Source organism: Listeria monocytogenes (genome assembly GCF_041765605.1).
GTDB classification, from domain to species: Bacteria; Bacillota; Bacilli; order Lactobacillales; family Listeriaceae; genus Listeria; species Listeria monocytogenes_D.
The window spans coordinates 112,462-133,592 of record NZ_CP168900.1; the positions used below are offsets into that span (position 1 = coordinate 112,462).

Genomic DNA, 21,131 nt, shown 5'->3' on the forward strand with positions numbered 1-21,131 from the left:
GCCTGTACGAAAACATTTTAATTTCTAAGATAATTAGTTTGTGATGGAATTTCAGAAAGGATGATTAGACATATGAAGTACATTGAATACCATGATTACATTAAAAGAGATGCTATTATTTACGCATATTTACTTGATAATTTTTCTTACGTTTGTAAACAAATTAAAGCGTGGGAAAGCATTACGATAGATAGAGAACACGTATTATTAGTAAAGAGCGGGACTTTAATAGAAGAAAGTGACGGCAAGAAAAAAGGGATTGTACGCTGTTTCTTTGAAAAGAATCTCATTTTCCCAACTAGAAATCCAGTGGTATTGAAAGCTTTAGAAACATCTGAGATTTGTTTAATTAGCGCGGAAGGCGTATTTGGGAAATTAGAAGAAGATCAAATTTTATCCAATTTCTTTTTACAAATAGCAGAAAAAAATGAACAGGACCTCAAGAGACAAGCTCTACTTGGTACCGAGAATTCGAAAAATAAAGTTGTTTCTACTCTTAACTTTTTATTAGAAAATAATTTATCTAATACCACATTACCGGTTTTCCCAGAGTGGCTTCAAATAAATATTCTGGCTAAGCTAGCGAATTGCTCCATTTCCACGATATCTTCTACTGTAAATGAATTACACAATAAAGGAATGCTGGACATTAAATCTTCCCCATGGAAACTTAAAGGACGCGAAATGAGACTTGAATACTTCGAAAGAGATGTTCAAAAAGTAGCGGATTAATTTAAAGGAAAACAAGGCATAGATGTTTTCTAATGGTACAAGGCTTGAACTAATGAATCAAGTTCTTTCCCAAGCATAAAAAATTTATACACAAAAGAGGTGGAAGTAGGACTTGAAGAAAAATATTTTAGTTGTAATTATTGTATCTGTACTAGCTATTAGTGCAATTGTTTCCGCATTTTTTCTAATGAGAGATGATGCGTATGCTATTGAAACAGAAGGATTTACTTATAGTCCGAAAGGCAAATTAGTCACTTTTTCACCTGATGCGAAGTACAATGATGCTTGGCTGAATAATGAAAAGACCATTTCGGACGGAAAAGAAGTAAAACCGATCAACTTGGCGAGAACATTATTTTTAAAGGATGGACGAATCCAATTTTTAGGTAAAAGTGTAGCTATTAAAAGCGCATCAGATTTAATTGAGATGCCTTCAAAAACATTTGTCACTGAAAGTAAAGGAACATACAAAGCAAACATTAGCAAAGATAAAACGATTGCGCAGCTTCCGAAAGGTACAGTAGTCAAACTTGCCGAAGGGCGCTACATTATTTTAGATAATTCCTATTTAAAAAATAAAAAAGGACTTAACAAGAAATTACCAAAAAACGTTATTGTTTCCATTGATGAGAATAAGAAAGTTTTATTAATGGGCGAAAAAACATTAGAAGAACTAGCGGGCGATGATGCCTATATTGAAATGGAAAATAATCATTACCAATTTGACTTGAAGAAGGAAATGCTGGTTAGTCAAACTAAAAACGAAGAAAATATTGATGTTCGTTCGATTAAGGTTGAAATAGATGACAAGGCCGAGAAACGAAATCTAAAAACTACAAAAGAAACAACAGAAAAAACCACTACGGATGAAACGAAGAAGCAAGAAGATAAAAACAATGAACAAACAAAAACAGAAACAGAAACAAATCAAGCATCAAATGGAAATGCAGCTAATACAGAAGCAACAACGGGAGATGCTAGTGGCGGGGATACAGGCACAACTGATAAGAACGTTGCAAACGAAAGCGAAACTACGAAGAATAACCAAAACACCACTGACGTGAGTAAAGCTAATGAAATCATCAAAAAGCTAAATGACGCTGAAAGTTTAAGCACATTCCAAGTACCGATTGTAGATGTAGAGTTAACTGTGAAGGGTCAGAAAGCCTCTGCAAAATTACAACTAACCGATTCATCTAAACGTCTGGAATCTTTAGAAGCAATTTTATATGACAGCGAAAATAAAGTTGTGAAAAAAGTAGCATTAAATTCATCAAAAGTGGATCAGAATTTTGCTTTTGATAGCTTGAAATACGGCGAAACATACCAAGTCGTGGTTCAAGGGAAGTACAAATCCGCAAACGACAAAATTCAAGAGACGATTTTCTTCCGCCAAACAGTGGAAGCGAAACCGGTTGTATTGACACCAAAAGTAGTCGAACGCAGCCAAGATAGTGTTACAGCGGAGATAACTGCTACAGAATTATACGGAAATGTGGATGAATTAGTTCTAAGAATCAAAGAAAACAACAGTAACTCAACAACTTCTAAAACAGTCAAAGTGGATGCTAAAGCACTTACGAAAAATGGCAAAGCAGAAGTTAAATTTGACTCGTTAAATAGTAGTAAAGAATACATCATCGAAATGGAAAAACTAGTAGTTGATGGTAAAGATGTAACGGACGAAAATTGGTATTTCATTGCATCAACACTAAAAGCAAAACCAACGATGGCGGGAATAGATCTTTCTTACAGTACTGAGAAAGGTGAATTCACAGCAGTTCCAATCAATTTAATTGATAAAGATAGCTCTATTACTAGTATTCGCTATGTTGCCTATTTAGAAGAAGATTATAAAGCAAATGGTGAGAATGCGAAGGAATATGCTTATTCTGTAGTTGATGCAAGTCAAAAGAAAACATCCGTAAAAGTTGGAAGAACGGTTGATATGAGCGATGGGAATTACGTTTTTGTAGCTTATATCTCCGGTAATAACAATCAATCTGACTTTACCTTTGCTACTCCGGCTTCTAATGCGGTTGTAGTTGGAATGAAAAGCATACCAACTGTAGAATTCTCTCTAAAAGAAGCAGAACAAGATAAATTAACCATCAATTATGAAGTTTTTGATGCTGATAATACAATACTTTATGATAATTTGACGCATCCAACTTTAAAACTTTATAAATCGAATGCGCAAGGTTTATATAGCGGCAATCCAGTTGCTACAGTTGACCTTCGAAATAAATCCGACATTACAAACTTGCTCGAATATGATGGTTTAGAAAGTGAAACGTATTATGTTGTAGTAATGACGGCTTCTTATGATTTAGATGATGGCTCAGGGATTATGGTAGATAAACTAATTGGTCAATCTAGCGTGTTCCAAACAACAGAAATAGCAAAAGTGGATGCCACATTTACAATGGAATCAGTTACGACTACTCAGGCAGAAATTAATATCAAACTCTCTGAATCTGCGACAAAACTGAGTGCAGCTAACTTGAAAATCTATGATAAGAAAAATAATACACTTTTAAAAACGATTCCTTTAGACAGCGACTTTGAGAAACTAATGAGCGCAGATGGAAAAACATATCTTTTTGACGACCTAGCTATTAATAAAGAATATTTGTTAAAAGTAGAGGATGGTTCTGATAGTGGGATGAACCAAGTGCCTGTAGAAGGCGAATTGGTCTTTAAAACAAAAAGAGAAGCACCAATAACTGATAAAGTCCTTCTTGATTATCAACCGACGAAGATGAAAGTGGGCGGGTTAGCAGGTATTGAAGCTACAGAAAAACCAATGCTTGATGACTACAATGCAGTTAGCTCCATCACGTACAAAATCTATAAAGTAGATGATTTAAATACGCCGCTTGTCGAACAAGAAGTTACAACAGCGGCTGAATTTGAAAAGCATTCTTATTTTGATTTAAATAGTACTGAATTAGGGCGCGGTTTTGAATACATGATTAAAGCAGAAGTAATTTGGAATGATAATTATGAAGATCATCGTATTGAAATCAGTTCCGAAACAATTCAAATCAAAAAAGAAAAACCATCTGTTGGATATGAAATTTTAAAAAGAACAGCGAGTGAAGTGAAACTCAATGTTTATGTAAAAGATATCGAAGGAGCCATTATCCCTGGAAAACTAGAAATCACTAGTTCAACGGGTGGATCTGCACAACTTAAAAACGGAAAAAATACTGTAACATTGCCACTTTCAAGTGAAGGTGCGACAACGCTTAAAACAGTAGGTGATTACGTTATTACTAGTGGAGAACCTGCAGAATCAACTGTCTTTATGACGAAAGATTTGGTAGCGATGAATACAACTGCGCCACAAGCAAGTGCGCAATTTGCACTTGATGAAACTGGTCGTTCAATGATTCTAACTCCTGAACCTAATGACATAGCGAAAAGCAATGTCATGAAAACAACTTATAGTATTCAAGCGGAAAATAGTTCTAGTCCAGATTATTCAGTTGCTAAAATAGGTGACGAGCAATTTGATGAACAAACTATCGATTTACCATTTGGGAATGTATGGTTTAACAATTCCTATCAGTTAGCGCTTGATATGAAAATGAACTATATGGAAAACAGAATTAATAATGAAAAGTTATTTGAAAACTATTATGTGTCACTTAATAATAATTCTGCTTTCGTAACTTCATCTAATGGCGGTTTATCAACAACTAAAAATGCCAATCGAGCAGATGTTTACCGAGTTACGAAAGGACCAACTGACTCAGAAGGTAATATTTCTGGTGTTAAATTTAAAAACATTTGGACCGGGACTTACATTGCATATCGTGGTGGGGTTCTGATTAGTAATAGTGAAACTGCAGATCCATTTAACTTTAGACGTCAAGACGATGGAAGCTATGTAGCCGAACTTAACGGTCGTTATGTTGACTTCTCATCCGGCCTTGTTTCTACGGAATCAGCTGGTTCAAAAATTGATCTTTACTCTGCACAAGAAGAAACAGGAAAAGTTTCACAATCAATTACTACAAAAGCTTTAGTAGAGCCAGATATTACAGCTGAGGCGCTTAGTATTTATGATAAGCGAGTTAAGCTAGATGTTATTGGTGAAGATAAAGATAATACTATCGTTAAAAAAGATGGCGATAATGAGCTGTTTGTTAATGCATACAAAGAGGATGGAACAACGCTAGTCAAGTCAGTTAGAATTGACGGCCTACCAACTCGAGATATCTCCCTTACGGATCTTTCACCTGATAAAACGTATGTTATTAAAGTGGAAGGGAAATATGATTTGTTAGACGGGGAAGGCGCGAAAGATAAAGTATATTATTCCGAAACAATCACTACCGAGAAAAGTCTTCCAAGCATGGCTTCAACAAGTTATTCATGGAATGCGGCTTACGGATTTAGAACTATCAAAGGAAATAACAACTTTATTGATGAAAGTAACGTTTTGACAAATATCGAATATCGTTTATATGATGCTTCGACTATATCGTCTAATTTATCGGATCTAGTAGCCTTGGAACAAGAATTAGGCACTAAGACGCCAGCGGCAACTTTTGATAATTTATCGAAAACGCCAGAATTTAATTTATACAATAATCTTGGCATTCAAAACTATGATTCAGGAAAAACCTATGTCATTGCAGCCTTCATGAAAACAAGCCTAGCTAAGGCGCCAATTTTCTTAAGCGATGCAAAATCAATTTTTATTACACCGCCAAAAACAGTTAGTGCACCAATTAAACTAGAAAGTGTTTCTACTAGAAAAGCAACATTGAAATTCTCTTATAACGACCCAGATGGTTACTTTGTAGGCGGGACGAATAAGCAATTCCAATATGTGTTAAAAGAAACGACAACTGGAAAAATAGTTAAGAATGGCTCTTTCGTAGGTGGGAATACAGCTAGTTGGCTGAACACATTCGACAACTTAGAGCCAGCAACAGGCTATACACTAACTATCAATACAAATTACGACAATTTGAATGGTGATGGAAACAAACCATGGAATACTAGTTTAAACTTTACGACGGACGATGAATACGTAAGTTCAAACTCACTGACAATTCAACTTGATGCAGCAACGAAAAAGATCAAGTTTCAAGCGAAAGAACTGATTCCTGGATCAACAACTATTGAAAAGGTCCAAATAGAGTTCTATGAGTTGATTGATTATGGTGGTAACAATGAGCGAACTAGTTTAGTTGAGAGAAAAACAGTTGCTTTACCAACTTCGTATCCTGCTACAGTCTCTGAAAGCTTTAGTGTTGCAGGTAAGAAGCAGGATCAAAGCTTCCTAGGTAAAATGGTTGTTACTTATCGAACACCATTGAATGAAGTTAAAACCTATGAAAGATCATCGAACTTTGTCACCTTGCAAGAAGATATTGCTGCGAATCTAAAATCTTTCAGAAGTGTGCGAGCTACTGATACGAATGTTGCTGTCGAGCTAGATACGACAAAAGTAGATACAGAAGCAAAAGAAACGTACACATTTGAATTAAAAGATGAAAATGGCAAAGTGATTGATACAGAGGAAGTTAAGGCTAAAGATTTGGCTGAGCCAGTTAATTTGTCTATGAAGCCAACGAGTAATTATGCAATAACTGTATTCGATCAAAAAGACAAACCAGTTGCTCTTTATCAAGGTAATAACGAAGAAAACAATCTAAAAGCCAATATCACTGATGATAGCTTTACGTTAATGGCTAATGACACCGCAGATGCAAAAACAAAACTGACGGTAACGATTGAGCCGAAAGAACTTTCTGCATGGGAAGAAGTGCAGTCATGGTTCGGCAAAGATTTCACGGAAACCAAAACAATCGAAAAACAAGAGCTAAATGAGGGTGTGGAATTTGATGCAAATTATCATGATTCGAAAGTTACTGTGAAAGAAGCAGAATCAGGAAAAACTTTTGGGATTATCGAACTGGAGGCAAGTAAATGAAACCTACATGGAAAATAGGTGTAATCGTTGCAGCTGTTCCGTTAATCATTATTTCTGTAATCTTATGGGGATCTTTTAAAGAGGCAAGATATGATCTTGTCTCCCTCCCTAGTAATGGTGTGGTTCTAAATGATGAACAAGAAACATTGCAATTTCAAAAAGGACACACACTTTATCGAAGCTGGAATGATGATCAATTAATCGCCAAAAATGATGAAGATGACACGCGCAATAAAATTATGCAAAGCACCATTCTCTATTTAGATAAAGATGCGTTAATGTTCACTAAAAGTGTTCCTGTAATTGATGTAAATGGTGTTAGTACAAAGTTAAAAGGAAGACAAACCTATGAACCAAAAGGCGCTTCCTACCAATATAAAAACTCAGAAATCGCTGAAAAAAGTATTGTAAAGCTAGCCAATCGTCAATATTTCTTGAATGCAGAAGCGACACTTTACCTTGGTGGAAAAGAAATTAAGAAAGTTTCCAAACCGCTTCTTCTCATTGATAAAACTGGAAGTGTCACTATTTATGAAAATAAAAAGAAAAGCCGTTATTTAGGTCATATGACATTAAAAGTTAATGATGAGACAGTTTTAGATGCGAGTAATGAAACATATACAATTGGTGAACGCAAAATCGACCTTGCTAGCTTCGGCGGAACAGATAATGAAAAAATCGTCGTGAAAAAAGACGAAAAAGACGTTGAAGATAAAAAGGCTGCTGAAGAAGAAAAGAAAGCAGCTAGTGAGAAAACAGCTACAAATGATAAGCAGTCGAGCGGCGAAACCAGCAATAAAAATGAATCTGCAAGCAATGGTCTTAACGCAACGAAGAAATATGGCAATGAGATAAAAGCAGGTAGCGGCTCAGCTGACACAGGAACTACAGGTAGTAAAAGTGGTTCAAGTGGGGCTACGCAAAAAGACTTAGAAAAAATTGATAATTATGAAGCGGTTCTTAAGAAAATTGAAGAACTGAATAAAAAATTAGAACGAAATATACCAGTATTAAGAATTGGCTATATAGCACCGGGCGTAACTAGTGCGAAAGTCAGCTACAATTATTCGGATCCAAATAATACCTTGATTGGTGTTACAAAGATTAGTGTTGTAGACGAAAAAACTGGTAAAACTATCAACACACATTATGCATCTGCTACAGATACAGAAGCTACACTAACTGGACTTTCACCTAATGGGAAATACCATCTTGAATTTACCTATCAGTATGATTTAGGCACAGATAAAGGCATTCAAGAAGTGAAAATGAAGAGTGACTCGTTCACTACCCAATCAGTATCAGCTATTTATCAAATGCAAAGTGTGACTAGCACTTCAATCAAAGTAAATGTTGCATTAGATGCACAAATCGAAGGCATTAAACGAGCTCGAATTAAAGTGAAAAAAGTAAATGGTGATTCATTCTACATGAACGTTGGTACAAACTTTATTAACGGTAATGGAGAACTGCTAAATGTTACAGACTTAGCTCCAAGTACCGCGTACCAATTCCAAACCATTATCGAAATGAAAAACGGCGAAACAATCGAATTGAATAGCTCAGAAAAATACTACACAATGCAGGCAACTCTTTTAAGGAGTTTACGAGCTAATTTATCAGTAGACAAAGTTGTGCAAGTAGAATACGACTGGACATCAACGGATTACACTTTAAATCAGGCAACGGTTGAGTTAAAAGATGAAGATAAGTCCGAAGTAGATTACAAAATCGTCAACCAAGAAAAAGGAAGTATTCGTTTAGTACCGATTACTGATGAAGAAACAGTTGATTTAGAAGCTAAGTTAGTCCTTAAAACAACAAACAACGATACAAAAGAAAGTAAAACATTCGAATATCCGATTAAACAAGATGTTCAGTACGATAAAGATGCGAAACTAACTATTTCATTAACACCGTTTCAAACAGAAGAAAATAGTACAGAAAAAACAGAGGACGCTGAACAAGAAACAGCTCGCAATACAGGTATAACAACGAAGATTGAAGAAGTTTTAGCTCCTCAAAATGCCACTTATGACATGATGTTTTCGATGCAACGCAAAGCAGGCGAAACGTATCGCGTAGCCTTTGAAAGACGTGCGGTTGGAACAAATGATGGTTGGACTTCGTTTGCTAACAAAGAACTAACGGCTGATGAAACTGGATTAGTAAGCCATATGGAAACAATTTCGAGGATTGCGAAAGAAAGTTTTGATTACCGTATTGCTGTTTATGATACTAAGGGCACTTTGCAACTGTACGTATATCAAGAATAGTAGAGGGGTACATTTTCTCAGTACCCCAATCTCATATAGAAGGTAGGAAATAATAATGGATTTAGTAGTTGCATGTAGCGTAATTGGCGCCGCACTCGCAATTGGGCTTGCGACTTTGGGAGCTGCAATTGGACAAGGAATCGCGGTAAGTAGAGCAACAGAAATTATCGGAAAAAACCCGAATGCAAAAAAAGAAGTTATGGGAGGCCTCTTTTTAGGGCTTCTAATGATTGTTGCATTAATGCTTTTTGCACTGGCAATCGCAGTCATCTTGCTGTGGGTTAACCCGTTCATATGATAGGTGAGAGCATGGAAAAGTTGATTCAAACAATAGTCCTTTATGGAATTTTTGCAGTTGGTTTTTTGTATTTACTATATTTCACCTTGCAAAAACTGGAAAACATTTTAACGAGCTTTTTTTACGAAATTAGCCAAGACAAGTCGCTTGAAAAAGAAAGTTTATTACGTCGCCTAAAACGACAAAAAGTTGCTACAAATCAAGAAGAACAGAAAAATAGGCAATTAGCTATTGAGGCAGAACAGAAAGAGACCATTTTTCTAGAAGAAATCGATCAGTTAGTTGCTCGAAATAGACAATATGAACAAGAATTACAACTTTGGAAAAATGAAACACCAACACAAATTGTGGAAGTTCCAAGTGTTGAAACAACGCCGCATGCACCGTTTAAATCGCTAAGTAGCTGCGTTAACGAAATCGTCCAAAAGGTTTTTATCACATCTGAGGAAGAGGAAGCGCAACTATTTACAGAGGCAATTCGTGAATTTGATGCTTTAGTCCGAGTTGAGAAAATTCGTCTAGCCCTTCCTTATAAGGTTCTTTTGCGATTATTTGAAATGCACAAACCGGAAGAATTACATGCATTTACGAAGTCGTTTGAAGAGTTTAACGAGCGTGCAAGCAAGCTTTCTGTGAAACAAATTTACCAGAGTAGTTATTTATCACCGGAGCAAAAACTAAAAGTGATGCGTGAAGACGGCACATTAGATGGATTAAATCATCAATTTGTTGAATTTCTATTCTATATGTTGACGCATTTCTCTTATCGTCAAACGCGTGGACTTTATCGGAACTATTTAGAGGTTTATAACGTTCACTTTTATACAGGGCTGATTCGTGTAGATGTTGCTAATGAAGAATCAGCAACTCATTTTGATAAGCTGTGGCGACCAACACATACAAGCTATAAAATCGAGTATCAAGTTCAAAAAGAATTAATTGGTGGAGTTATTATCAATTATGGAACAAAGTCGATTGATATGAGCTATCAGGAACTAATCAAGCGCACAACAGAAAAAATGGAATCGGAAGTGAGACTTTGAAAACTATTCATTTTGATATGAACAAATACGAAACCCCTGTGGATTTGGAATATTTAAAAGAACATGGCCGGGTTGAGAAAATCTCTGATGGTGTAATTTTTTCTTCTGGCTTAGAAAATGCAGCTCTTCACCAAGCGGTTATCATTGATGATAAACATCGCGGGGTAATCCTTGAGCTAAATGAAGAATTTGTTGGTATCGGTTTAATTGATAAAACAAATAATATTTTAGAAGGAATGACTGTGTCTGTTACGGATCATTTCATCGAAGTAAATCTCTTTGAAGACATGGCAGGGCGAATTATTGATACAACCGGAAAAATGTTATACGACGTAAGTGATGAGCAGCCAACCGCTAGTTCCCCGCTATTCTGTGTAACGCCAGCCATTATGACAATTGATAGCGTTACTCGCCCGCTGAATACAGGTCTGGCAGTAATCGACTCCATAACGCCGATTGGGCGAGGGCAACGTCAATTAATTCTTGGGAATAGACAGTCTGGGAAAACCCAAATCGCTGTGGATACAATCATTAATCAACATGATCAAAATGTGCATTGTATCTATGTAGCAATTGGCCTAAAAGCAGCATATATTGCTGAAGTAATTGAAACACTGCGCAAATATGGCGCGATGAAATATTCAACAGTAGTTGCGACAGCCGCAAGTGATTCTCTTACCGCCCAATATTTAACCCCTTATGCGGGAATGGCGGTCGCAGAAGCATTACGTGACCAAGGAAAAGACGTTTTAATTATTTTTGATGACTTAACGAAGCATGCGGATGCTTATCGAGCGATTACATTGCTCTTCAACCGTCCACCTGGTAGGGAAGCTTATCCGGGCGATAGTTTCTATATCCACTCTAGTCTCTTAGAAAGAGCGGTACAAATGAATCCAGAGCATGGCGGAGGCTCTATTACAGCGATACCAATGATTGAAACTTTATCTGATGATGTAACTGCCTATATTCCAACCAATGTTATTTCCATTACGGATGGTCAGTTATTCTTAAAATCCGACTTATTCAACCGTGGTCAAAAGCCAGCGGTGGATGTTGGGGTATCAGTTTCCAGAATCGGCGGCGATGCGCAACACCCAATTATCCGTAAACTTAGTAAAAATCTGACACTTATACTTTCTCAATTTGAAGAGTTAAAAGAATTACTGGATTTTGGTAATGCACTTGATGAAGGAAGTATGAAAATGGTGACGGACGGGCGGATGCTGACGGAGCTATTTAAACAAAATATTCTAAGCCCGCTATCCGTGCCAGAATTAATTGCCATTTTATATGCATTCCAAAATGGGTTCTTAAACAAAATGGCTCCTACGAATGTTCAATCTTTCAAAGGGTTGTTACTAGAAAAAGCACATGCGCATCCAGACTTTGCGTCATTTTCTAATCAAATTGAGGAAATCAGTGACCTTGATGAAGCACACGTCAAACTATTGGAAGAAATTATTCAGGAAGCGGGGAGGCCTTTCCGTTGAGTAGTATAGACCAGGCGCGAAAAAAAATTAAGGCACTGAACTCAACTTACAAAATTGTCCACGTAACAGAATTAGCAACCCTTGGAAAACTTTCTGGGTTACGGGAAAAAGCCGAAGCAGCTGTTAGTTATTATGAAACTATCTTGAAAAGTTTGCGGTGGGTTAGAAAAACGATGTATGCCGGTAACAATATACAAGTTTCCGAAGAAAAAAACATCACTGCACTTGCAATTACATCTGAACGAGGGCTTTGTGGAGCCTATAACAGTGAGGTTTTTGTTGAAATAGATAAATTGATTGAATCTCTTGGTGATCAAGTGAATATTAACTGGATTGTCGTGGGCGAACAAGGGCATCGTTATTTAACGAATCTAGGTCAGAATATAAGCACCTATTTGCAATTTTCGCTTGAAAATATTGATTTGGAAACAACTACAGAAGTGACAGCAGATTTTATTGATCAAATTAATAATCAAGAAATGGATGCTTTATATGTCATTTTCACGAAGTATTTCAATGCAGTTCAATCAGAAGCAATGTGTGAAAAAATTTATCCGGATATTCCTGAAGAATCGGATGCGGAGTCAATCGAAGTTGATTATGTGCTTGATTTTGAAACGGATGACGAACAAGTAGAGCAGCTGTTACTGGAAAACTATCTATGTGGTCTGCTTTATAGCATGTTCCGTTATTCGGTAGCTAGTGAGTACTGTATGCGCCGGATTGCGATGAAACAAGCGAAAGATAACATTCATAAACAGCATGAAGAAGCCGTTTTTGATGCTAGAAAAAAAGCATTACAACAAAAGACCGGTGAGTTGCTAGATATCATCAGTGGTGCACAGACGATCAGGAAGGAAGAAGAGTAAATGAAAAAACATACAGGAACCATTATTAGTATTAGTGGTTTTGTTTTAAAAATTGAATTTAATGAATGCGAACTCCCTGAAATCAGCCATGCGCTTGAATATGAGACGCACCAAGGGACTTATTTAGCGGAAGTCGTTCAACATACTGGAATTAATACTGTTTCAGCAATTGCAATTGGAGAAGTTAGTGGTTTGGCACGAGGAGCGGAAGTCGTTAACCTAGGTCACCCTATCGAAGTTCCTGTTGGAGAAACAGTACAAGGACGGATGTTAAATGTATATGGTAAAGCAATTGATGGGCTACCTGAGCCAGAAGCCAAAGTTAAATGGCCCATCTTTCGTGAACAACCTTTACTTCGTGAGCTAGATACAAATAAAGAAATTCTATATACAGGTATCAAAGTTATTGACTTGATTTGCCCAATTTTAAAAGGTGGTAAAACTGGACTTTTCGGTGGAGCTGGAGTTGGGAAATCAGTTTTAATGCAAGAGTTGATTAACAATATCAGTATGATGGGCGGGAATTCCGTTTTCACTGGGGTTGGCGAGCGTGTTAGGGAAGGTATCGGCTTATATAAAGAATTAGAATCCAGTGGCGTATTACCACAAACAACGGTTGTACTTGGACAAATGAATGAATCGCCGGGTGTTCGTATGCGTGTAGCCTTAACAGGTCTTACAATAGCGGAATATTTACGTGATGAAGAGAAAAAAGATGTTCTATTGTTTATCGATAATGTCTTTCGCTTCATTCAGGCGGGTTCCGAAGTATCATCTTTACAAGGTAAAATCCCGATTACAGGTGGTTATCAATCAACACTTTCAAAAGAAGTAGGAGATTTTCAAGACCGCATCGCGTCTACAAAAAACGGTTCGATTACCTCAATCCAATGTGTATTCTTGCCGGCCGATGATATTGACGATCCTTCTGCGGTTGCGACATTTAGCCATTTAGACTCAACGATTGTATTAGAGCGTTCGATTGCAGCGTTAGGTATTTTCCCAGCAGTTAACCCGCTTCAATCGTTTTCCCGGGCGCTTAACCCAACTTTTGTTGGCGAACGCCATTATCAATTAGCTGTACAAGTGAAATTTATTCTGCAACGTTATATGGAATTGCAGGAAATCATCAACGTTCTTGGTATGGCTGAGTTGAGTGATGAAGATAAAAAACTCGTTCATCGAGCGCGGAAAATTCGTAACTTCCTATCTCAACCGTTTTACGTTTCGGAAAAATTCACTGGGACGGAAGGTATCTTTGTTGAAATTGAAGACCTGCTAGTAAGTGTAGAGCGTATTTTAAGCGGTGAATATGATGAGCGTTCAGAGCGGGAATTCTTGTTTATCGGATCCTACAAAGATTTGAAATAGGAGGAGAGGCAAATGAAATTAAAAATCGTCTCACCTATGGGGCAATTTTTTGAAGGTGATGTAGAGGGTTTTGTTATCAATACAAAAGAAGGACAGCAAACGGTATTAGAAGATCATATCGATTGCCTTAGTTTCTTTGACTATAGTGAAATTACTATTTTAGATAGTGCCGCTACAGAGCCTATCTTTGTTGCCCTCGGTTATTTACATCTTGTTCAAAATGAAGCAAATATTATGGCCCAATTTGCTTCAGCTGATGCCAAACAAGCGGAACGGATTTTTGAAAGATTAAGCAAGCGAAAACAAACAGAGGGCAGGGGAATCTTATGATAAGCGGATTTTTTGAGACACTGCTACAAATTATTGGCCTGTTTGCTGCTTTTTTTCTCATTATCTTACTGTTACTCGCAGCTATTCGCCATTACTTCTCCAAAGACGAAAAGCCTTTAGAAAGAATTCAGCGATATCAACTGTGGTATACAAGATATCAGTTTGATGGAGAGATAACCGCCTTCCTTGTTGTAATTAGCGCGACATTACTAGTTTGTTTCGCTGTTGTGCAAATAGTGGCTATTCCTTTCCAGTTTACACTACTAATGTTTTGGAGTAGTTGGGCATTCCACTTAGTTGCTTATTGGAAGAAAATGCGCACCCCGCAAAAATTAAACAAAGAAATTAAACAGCTAATCGGTTTAGTTGCGATCACAGCGTTGTACTTTGCCGGATATTTCGCACTTAAATCAATGTATTTATTGCTTGTGCACGTATCAGAAGCATCTTGGGTCATTCAATTTGGCGTAAGAAGTTATTTAGCTATTTGCAGTTTACTCGTAGCAGGCGGAGCGTTAGTGTTGTGGCAACGCATTTACGCTAGACTACTGAAATAAAATCCTTAAAAAACCTGTTTACAGACCGTTATTAACTCACAAGAATAAACAGGTTTTATGAAAACTAAGGATATGTATCAACTTAATGAACGGTCTAAAAAAATCAAAGGAGATTATTTTATATGATGAAAATAAAAAGCTTGAGGCGTTCCTTGTTATTAGTCATGGCAGCTTTACTAATACTCGGTCAATTGAATCTTTCATCTTTCCGAGTATCAGCGGAAGAAAAAGGAAATGAATCACTTTCCTACGAGGTTCAAAAAGAGCTTTCAAGCGACAGCAAGAAAGCCAACTTGACTATAAAAACGACTCCGAAAAGCACGGACGTTAAAATATTAACAATTGAAACACCTGATGGTAAAAAAGTCGATGGTCAAGAAGCAGCATATACTGCGACGAAAAATGGTTCAATTGATTTTGTCATTACCTATCAAGATAAAGATAAAACAGAAAAAACGTACAAAGCTTCTTATGAAGTAAGCGAAATTACTGAAGAAACAAAAGAAACAACTAATCAAACTGTAACTGAAACACCAACTAATAAAGGATTGCTTAAAGCAGGTGCTCCTTCAGTATCTCTAAACATTCCTGACTATAATAAAACATCTTGGGACAACGGAGACATTAAAGATGTTTCTGTAACCGTGGAGTTTAATAATAATAATTCTTCTGGGAAAAAGATAAACTTCACTTTGCCAGATGGTATGCGTTTTGTATCCCTTCCAGTTCCAAGTAATTTCCAAGCAACTGGTAATGTTGATAGTAATGTATTAAGTTATTTTGGCGCAGGTAACCCAGTTGGTGATTCCATTACATCTGTAACTGTACCAAATAAAGAAACAGGCTATAATAAAGCAACATTTGGAACTGTGAGCTATAATTTAGCCCCAGCAACAGAAAAATTAACATTGAACTTTTCTGTGCAAGTAGATGCTGCTAAATATTACGGTGGTACAGATTTAAAATCCCCAATTCAAGTAGATGCTTATATGGGTGATAGCGGAACTCCAGTTGCATCTGCAGAACAAAAAGTTCGTGCTGACGGGAAAAATGTCGTCGGTTATGCAGCGCAAAAACATGTTCAAACTATGTTTAGAAACTGGTACACGTCTTCATTCCTGCCAGAAGTTATGCCAAGTACTGACACAGAAGAATCTTTTAACTATACGAAGCCATATTCAGTTGTAAATGGTATCAACGCAATGGATGCTCGTGGTTCGAAAATCTTTGTTCCGAAAAATGTTAAAACAACCCTTTACTATCCAGAAGGTATGGAATATGTAGGCGTTGTTAATGAAGGTAGAAGCCTGCTTACAAATAATGCTAATAGAACAATCACACATTATCCAAGCGAAAATAAAGTAGTTATTGATTTCAATCAAGAAAGCTACTACGGAATCGTTGAAACAATTTTTGCCGTTAAATATAAGGTGCCAGAGGGAACTGATGAAGGGACTTATACAGCTCCTAAAGTGCCACATGCGGTCATTACAACGTATGACGACCAAGTCTTTGAAACAGATGCATTAACAAATGATTCAAACGATACAACAACGCTAGCTGCAAAAGATATCTGTAAAGTAGTAGGTAGATCCACAAACAAAATGGTTATGTTACCGAGAAACTACTATATAAATCCAGATAATGAAACTTGGGCAGGACTTGTTCAAATTAACAATAAGCAAACTGCCGGAGTAAAAACAAATCAAATTTATCAAATCAAATTTGATGATAACTGGGAAGCTTATACAGTAAATTTACCTTTTGATGGAACTTATCCAGGTAACAAAGTAAAAGATATCCAGTATAAAACGAACTTAAACCCAGAATATCGAACTTATGATGGAACACCTCCGAAAACGAACGGAAATAAAATGCTCACACTAGAAGCGACCACAGTAGGACTTCAAGAAGGCGAGTACTTTACAGAAGTAAAAGCTAATGTTGGGGATTTCAGTGTTGGTTTTACAAATATTGATACTTCTGCTCCGTTTAAAGCGGCTAATAGTGCGTCTTACGGTATTGTTAAACCAGGTATTACCTCTGTTCAATTTGAGGCAAATATTTGGGATGCGGATAATGAAGCTAGCACGAAAGTTTCTGGCTCATCCACTTACACAGTAAGCAATAGCGTAACGACAGCAGCCAATGGTACAGCTTCATTCTATAACAGTGAAGGTACACAAGTTAAAACTGCTCGTGCAGGAGAAACAGTAACAACGAAAGCTGCACTTATTATGCATGAGTATCCATATGGAACAAGATCTGTGCTTAATAACCCAGAGATTTATTTACGTCAGTTAGAAGGAACTACTGTTAAACCTGGTTCTATTAAACTAACAGACCAAGATGGAAAAGAAGTTGATTTTACTGTTGAAACAAAAAATGCTAAAAATGGCGAGAAAGTGTATGTAATTAAAACGACAGATGTGACAGTAGGCGAGTTTGTTGGGTATCCAGCGAAAAAACGCTACTTAAATATCAGTTATAATACAACATTTGATATGACATTAAGCAAGAGTATTCACACGGATATCCAAGAGTTATTAGCTTGGGGAGGTAGTAACGTTACCTCAGCATTAGGAGCAAACGTATTCTTAGATAACGGCTTAGACGTCAACCAAAATGGTAGAGATGCAGAACGTTTACTTTCTACCAACACAAGTACGCTAAGTGTTCCAAAACAAGATACAGTTACTGTAGAAACATTCTTAAATGTGGCTGGAGAAGGAATCAAAGCTGCATATGTAGAAGATGATGATAGCACGGTTTCGTATTTCACACCTGGAACTGACGCTGATTACATGGTTAAAATTACGAATACATCTAGTGGTAGTGCTAAGAGCCTAGACATTTATATTCCGATTCCGAAAACTGGTCAAGACTTTGGCTCGAAATTCCAAAGTGAACCTTTCAAATGGGATATGAAACTAAGCGATGCACTAGCGATGACAGCTGAACAAAAAGCACAGTTTGACATCAGTTATACAACGGAAGCGACTTCAAACAACTATACAGCAGATAGTATTTACAGTAATTCACTTACAGATTACGGAAAAGCAAACATGGTTCGTATCAAAGTGAAGACGGAGATTGCTTCTGGAGAAAGCCAAACAATTAAAGTTCCACTAAAAGTAGATGAAACATTTGATTCTGCTGCAGCTGGAAATAAAATTGGTGAACGAGATGTATACAACCCTTATTACGCTGTTACAACTAACACGTATTCCGGGTCAATTGCAGGAACTCGAGTAGGGGCAGAATTAGTAATTGTTGAAGTAGCAGGTAAGCTATTTAAAGATAAAAATGCCAATGGTTTATATGAATCAACGCAAAATGATACCGCACTTGCGAATGAAGTAGTTGAATTATATAAATGGAATGAAACAAATTCAGCGTACGAACCGTTTACTAAAGATGGCCAAAATGTCACTACGACAACAGATGCTAACGGGGACTACAAATTTGACTATAATTTAGGAATTGGTTACGGCAAATATGCAGTTAAGTTTCCTGAAAAAGAAGGTCACAAACTTACTTTACAAAATGTAGGTAAAGATAAGGCAATAAACAGTGCAGCGCCGAATTTAGGCACTGATACTGGTTGGGTAAAAGAAATTGACCCAGCACAGCCAGATGCACAACACATCAATGCGGGTTACATTTCTTACGTACCTGAATCAGATTTAAAAGTAAACTTGAATGAGAAATTAGTTCAAGAGGGCAAGAGTTTGAAAATCACTTTACCAAAAGTAGCTCTTACAAATGGTGAAGCGGCAGAAGATACGATTGAACCAGATATTTTCCAAAAAATTCTAGCTACTACAGATGGATACAAATGGACGACAGCAGATCCTACCATCGCAACAGCGAAAACGTTAACGGATGGTTCTGGAGCAATTGTAGGTGTTTCCACTAAAGGAAAAACCATTGCTGCTACAGATTTAACAATCACAATCAAAGATATCTTTGGAACAGAGAAAAAATCTACCGCTCCTGTTTATGTAACAACAGCGAATGGTGAGTTTGCTCAGAAAGATCAACTTAGAATTGGAGCAACGGATTTCACTTTAGAATACAAAGATGCAATAGCTCTTACCGAAGCTCAAGCTGTAAGTAAAGCTAAAACAGCAGCATTTGAAGAAGTGAAAAATGGTGTAAATTCAAACGCTGAAGATCGCACGAATGTGGTTAAAGTAGACGAAACGCAGTTAAATGCACTTAAAAATGGTTCTAACCGTGGTGGCACGTATCCATTAACTTTTACACTTGAAAAAGATGGCAAAGAAGTAGAAGTAGTTGTTGAAGTGAAAGTGGAGAAAGATTTAACAGAAGTGAACGCGCATGACTCTACAATTTATGTTGGTGACAACTGGAGAGCGGCAGACAACTTTGATAGTGCATTAAACAAAGAAGGCGAAACGCTTACTTTTGCAGATATCGAAGTTACTGGAAGCGTTGATACAACAACAGCTGGCACGTACCCGGTCACTTATAAATACAATGATACAACTAAAACGGTAAATATCTTGGTTAAAGAAGATGCAACGGAAGTGAACGCGCATGACTCCACCATCTATACCAATGATACATGGACTGCAAAAGACAATTTTGATAGTGCTGCAGATAAGGATGGAAATGTAGTTGATTTTGCGAAAGTATCTGTTACTAACACAGTTAATACAGCGCAAGCAGGCACATACCCAATCACTTATACGTATGGTGGCGTAGAGAAAACAATCACAGTCACAGTTAAAGAAAATAAAAAAGGGATTAATGCCCACAATGCTACTATTTATGTAGGAGATAGCTGGACGGCGGAAGATAATTTTGATAACGCCGTAGATAAAGACGGAGATCCAGTAGCCTTTTCAGATGTAACGGTAAAAGAAACACCTACTGTTAATACAAATAAGGCAGGCACGTACCAACTGAAATATAGCTATGATGGAGCTTCGAAAACAGTTACGCTTACAGTGAAAAATATTTTAACAGCTGTAAATGCTCACGACTCCACGGTATATGTAGACGAGAGCTGGGAAGCAAAAGATAATTTTGATAGTGCAAAAAATAAAGACGGAGAAACAGTCGCATTTTCAGATGTAGAAGTAGAAGGAAATGTGGATATGACTCAAGCAGGAACCTATTCGATTACGTATAAATATGACGGTTTTTCTAAGACTATCAAGGTAACTGTGAAAAATCCGCAAACAGCAATAAATGCGCATGATTCTGTAGTTTATACAGGAGATAGCTGGAGCGCTAAAGATAACTTTGACAATGCTATTGATAAAGCTGGAAAATCAGTTGCTTATAAAGATATAACGGTTGAAGAAGATCCGAAAGTGGACTTAACAACACCGGGCACCTATTCAGTAAAATATAGCTATGAAAAGGTATCAAAAGTAGTACAAATCACGGTGAAACCAAGACAAACAAAAGTAGAATCCCATGACAGCACCATTTATGCTGGTAAAACGTGGAATGCTAAAGATAATTTTGACTTGGCGGTAGATAAAAAAGGTGATGATGTTAAATTATCTGATGTAACGGTTGTTGGGCTTGTAGATACTAAAACACCTGGAACATATGAAATCACTTATCGTTACGATGGAGTGACAAGTGTGTCTCATGTAACAGTCCTACAAAACCAAGCAAAAATTATCGTTGCGGATAGTAAACTAAAAGCAAATGCGAAGTGGGATCCAAAAGATAATTTCGTACGTGCAATGTCCAGAGATGGTAGTGATATCCCGCTTTCTAACGTGAAAGTGGAAGGTAAAGTCAATACGAAAAAACCTGGCACATACAAAATCACTTATACAATTGATCCAAACGAAGGAACCGCCGATGCTGGTAAAGAAGAGCTTTCTGTCGTAGCTATGATTCAAGTAGAAGGAGAAAAAGTAACAGTAAAACCTTCTGATGATGACAGCAAGATAGACGTGAAAGCTGGTCAGCAACGAACTGCAACATACAAACAAGCAATACCAAAAACAGGAGACCAAATGAACTTATGGGTTATCCTAGCGGGTGCTTGTCTAGTAGGATTTGCATTATTCTTATGGCTATTTAGACTAAGAAGACGCCACGGATAATTAATAGAAATAATAGGGGAAGGTAGGGTAGCAAGACTAGCCTACCTTTTCCCGACATTTCAAACACACTTTTTCTGAGTAAAGTTAGTTAAACAGATATAATGGTTCAAC

The 21,131-nt window shown here is 37.0% G+C and carries 11 protein-coding genes; all 11 read left to right on the forward strand.

Annotated elements, in window-relative coordinates:
* The first annotated feature begins 72 nt into the window (after positions 1-72).
* The 11 genes from AB2Q86_RS00625 to AB2Q86_RS00675 all read left to right on the forward strand — a co-directional run bounded on the left by AB2Q86_RS00625 (position 73) and on the right by AB2Q86_RS00675 (position 21,020).
* Positions 73-732, forward strand: a complete 660-nt coding sequence (locus tag AB2Q86_RS00625) for a Crp/Fnr family transcriptional regulator (protein ID WP_012582152.1) — start codon at positions 73-75, stop codon at positions 730-732.
* A 112-nt stretch (positions 733-844) separates the two neighbouring features.
* Complete coding sequence (locus AB2Q86_RS00630) at positions 845-6,685, forward strand: hypothetical protein (RefSeq protein WP_012582151.1); 5,841 nt, start codon at positions 845-847, stop codon at positions 6,683-6,685.
* On the forward strand, positions 6,682-8,961 hold the full coding sequence (locus AB2Q86_RS00635) for a hypothetical protein (protein WP_012582150.1): 2,280 nt from the start codon (positions 6,682-6,684) through the stop codon (positions 8,959-8,961). The genes AB2Q86_RS00630 and AB2Q86_RS00635 overlap by 4 nt, the downstream gene beginning before the upstream one ends.
* Before the next feature lie 55 nt (positions 8,962-9,016).
* The gene (locus tag AB2Q86_RS00640) at positions 9,017-9,259 is read left to right on the forward strand and encodes an ATP synthase F0 subunit C (RefSeq protein ID WP_003721714.1); all 243 of its coding nucleotides are present in this window, start codon (positions 9,017-9,019) and stop codon (positions 9,257-9,259) included.
* A gap of 11 nt (positions 9,260-9,270) precedes the next feature.
* Positions 9,271-10,302 carry a F0F1 ATP synthase subunit delta gene (locus tag AB2Q86_RS00645; RefSeq protein ID WP_012582149.1) on the forward strand — a complete coding sequence of 344 codons (1,032 nt, stop codon included), beginning with the start codon at positions 9,271-9,273 and terminating at the stop codon, positions 10,300-10,302.
* Positions 10,299-11,795: a F0F1 ATP synthase subunit alpha gene (locus AB2Q86_RS00650; RefSeq protein WP_012582148.1), complete on the forward strand. Its 1,497-nt coding sequence runs from the start codon at positions 10,299-10,301 to the stop codon at positions 11,793-11,795. The genes AB2Q86_RS00645 and AB2Q86_RS00650 overlap by 4 nt, the downstream gene beginning before the upstream one ends.
* Complete coding sequence (locus AB2Q86_RS00655; protein ID WP_003735174.1) at positions 11,792-12,664, forward strand: FoF1 ATP synthase subunit gamma; 873 nt, start codon at positions 11,792-11,794, stop codon at positions 12,662-12,664. The genes AB2Q86_RS00650 and AB2Q86_RS00655 overlap by 4 nt, the downstream gene beginning before the upstream one ends.
* The gene (gene atpD / locus AB2Q86_RS00660; protein ID WP_012582147.1) at positions 12,665-14,035 is read left to right on the forward strand and encodes a F0F1 ATP synthase subunit beta; all 1,371 of its coding nucleotides are present in this window, start codon (positions 12,665-12,667) and stop codon (positions 14,033-14,035) included.
* 12 nt (positions 14,036-14,047) lie between these two features.
* Positions 14,048-14,365, forward strand: coding sequence for a hypothetical protein (locus AB2Q86_RS00665; RefSeq protein WP_012582146.1), 318 nt, complete (start codon positions 14,048-14,050; stop codon positions 14,363-14,365).
* Positions 14,362-14,922, forward strand: coding sequence for a hypothetical protein (locus tag AB2Q86_RS00670; RefSeq protein WP_012582145.1), 561 nt, complete (start codon positions 14,362-14,364; stop codon positions 14,920-14,922). Before AB2Q86_RS00665 ends, AB2Q86_RS00670 begins: the two co-directional genes overlap by 4 nt.
* 122 nt (positions 14,923-15,044) lie before the next feature.
* Entirely contained in the window at positions 15,045-21,020 is a 5,976-nt protein-coding gene (locus AB2Q86_RS00675) for a bacterial Ig-like domain-containing protein (RefSeq protein WP_012582144.1), read from the forward strand.
* The last annotated feature ends 111 nt before the right edge of the window (positions 21,021-21,131 follow it).

Excerpts from the sequence above, each read along its gene's own strand:
- AB2Q86_RS00675 (WP_012582144.1), top strand. The coding sequence starts at position 15,045 with ATGATGAAAATAAAAAGCTTGAGGCGTTCCTTGTTATTAGTCATGGCA.
- AB2Q86_RS00625 (WP_012582152.1), top strand. The coding sequence starts at position 73 with ATGAAGTACATTGAATACCATGATTACATTAAAAGAGATGCTATTATT.
- AB2Q86_RS00665 (WP_012582146.1), top strand. The coding sequence starts at position 14,048 with ATGAAATTAAAAATCGTCTCACCTATGGGGCAATTTTTTGAAGGTGAT.
- AB2Q86_RS00645 (WP_012582149.1), top strand. The coding sequence starts at position 9,271 with ATGGAAAAGTTGATTCAAACAATAGTCCTTTATGGAATTTTTGCAGTT.
- atpD (WP_012582147.1), top strand. The coding sequence starts at position 12,665 with ATGAAAAAACATACAGGAACCATTATTAGTATTAGTGGTTTTGTTTTA.
- AB2Q86_RS00640 (WP_003721714.1), top strand. The coding sequence starts at position 9,017 with ATGGATTTAGTAGTTGCATGTAGCGTAATTGGCGCCGCACTCGCAATT.
- AB2Q86_RS00670 (WP_012582145.1), top strand. The coding sequence starts at position 14,362 with ATGATAAGCGGATTTTTTGAGACACTGCTACAAATTATTGGCCTGTTT.
- AB2Q86_RS00635 (WP_012582150.1), top strand. The coding sequence starts at position 6,682 with ATGAAACCTACATGGAAAATAGGTGTAATCGTTGCAGCTGTTCCGTTA.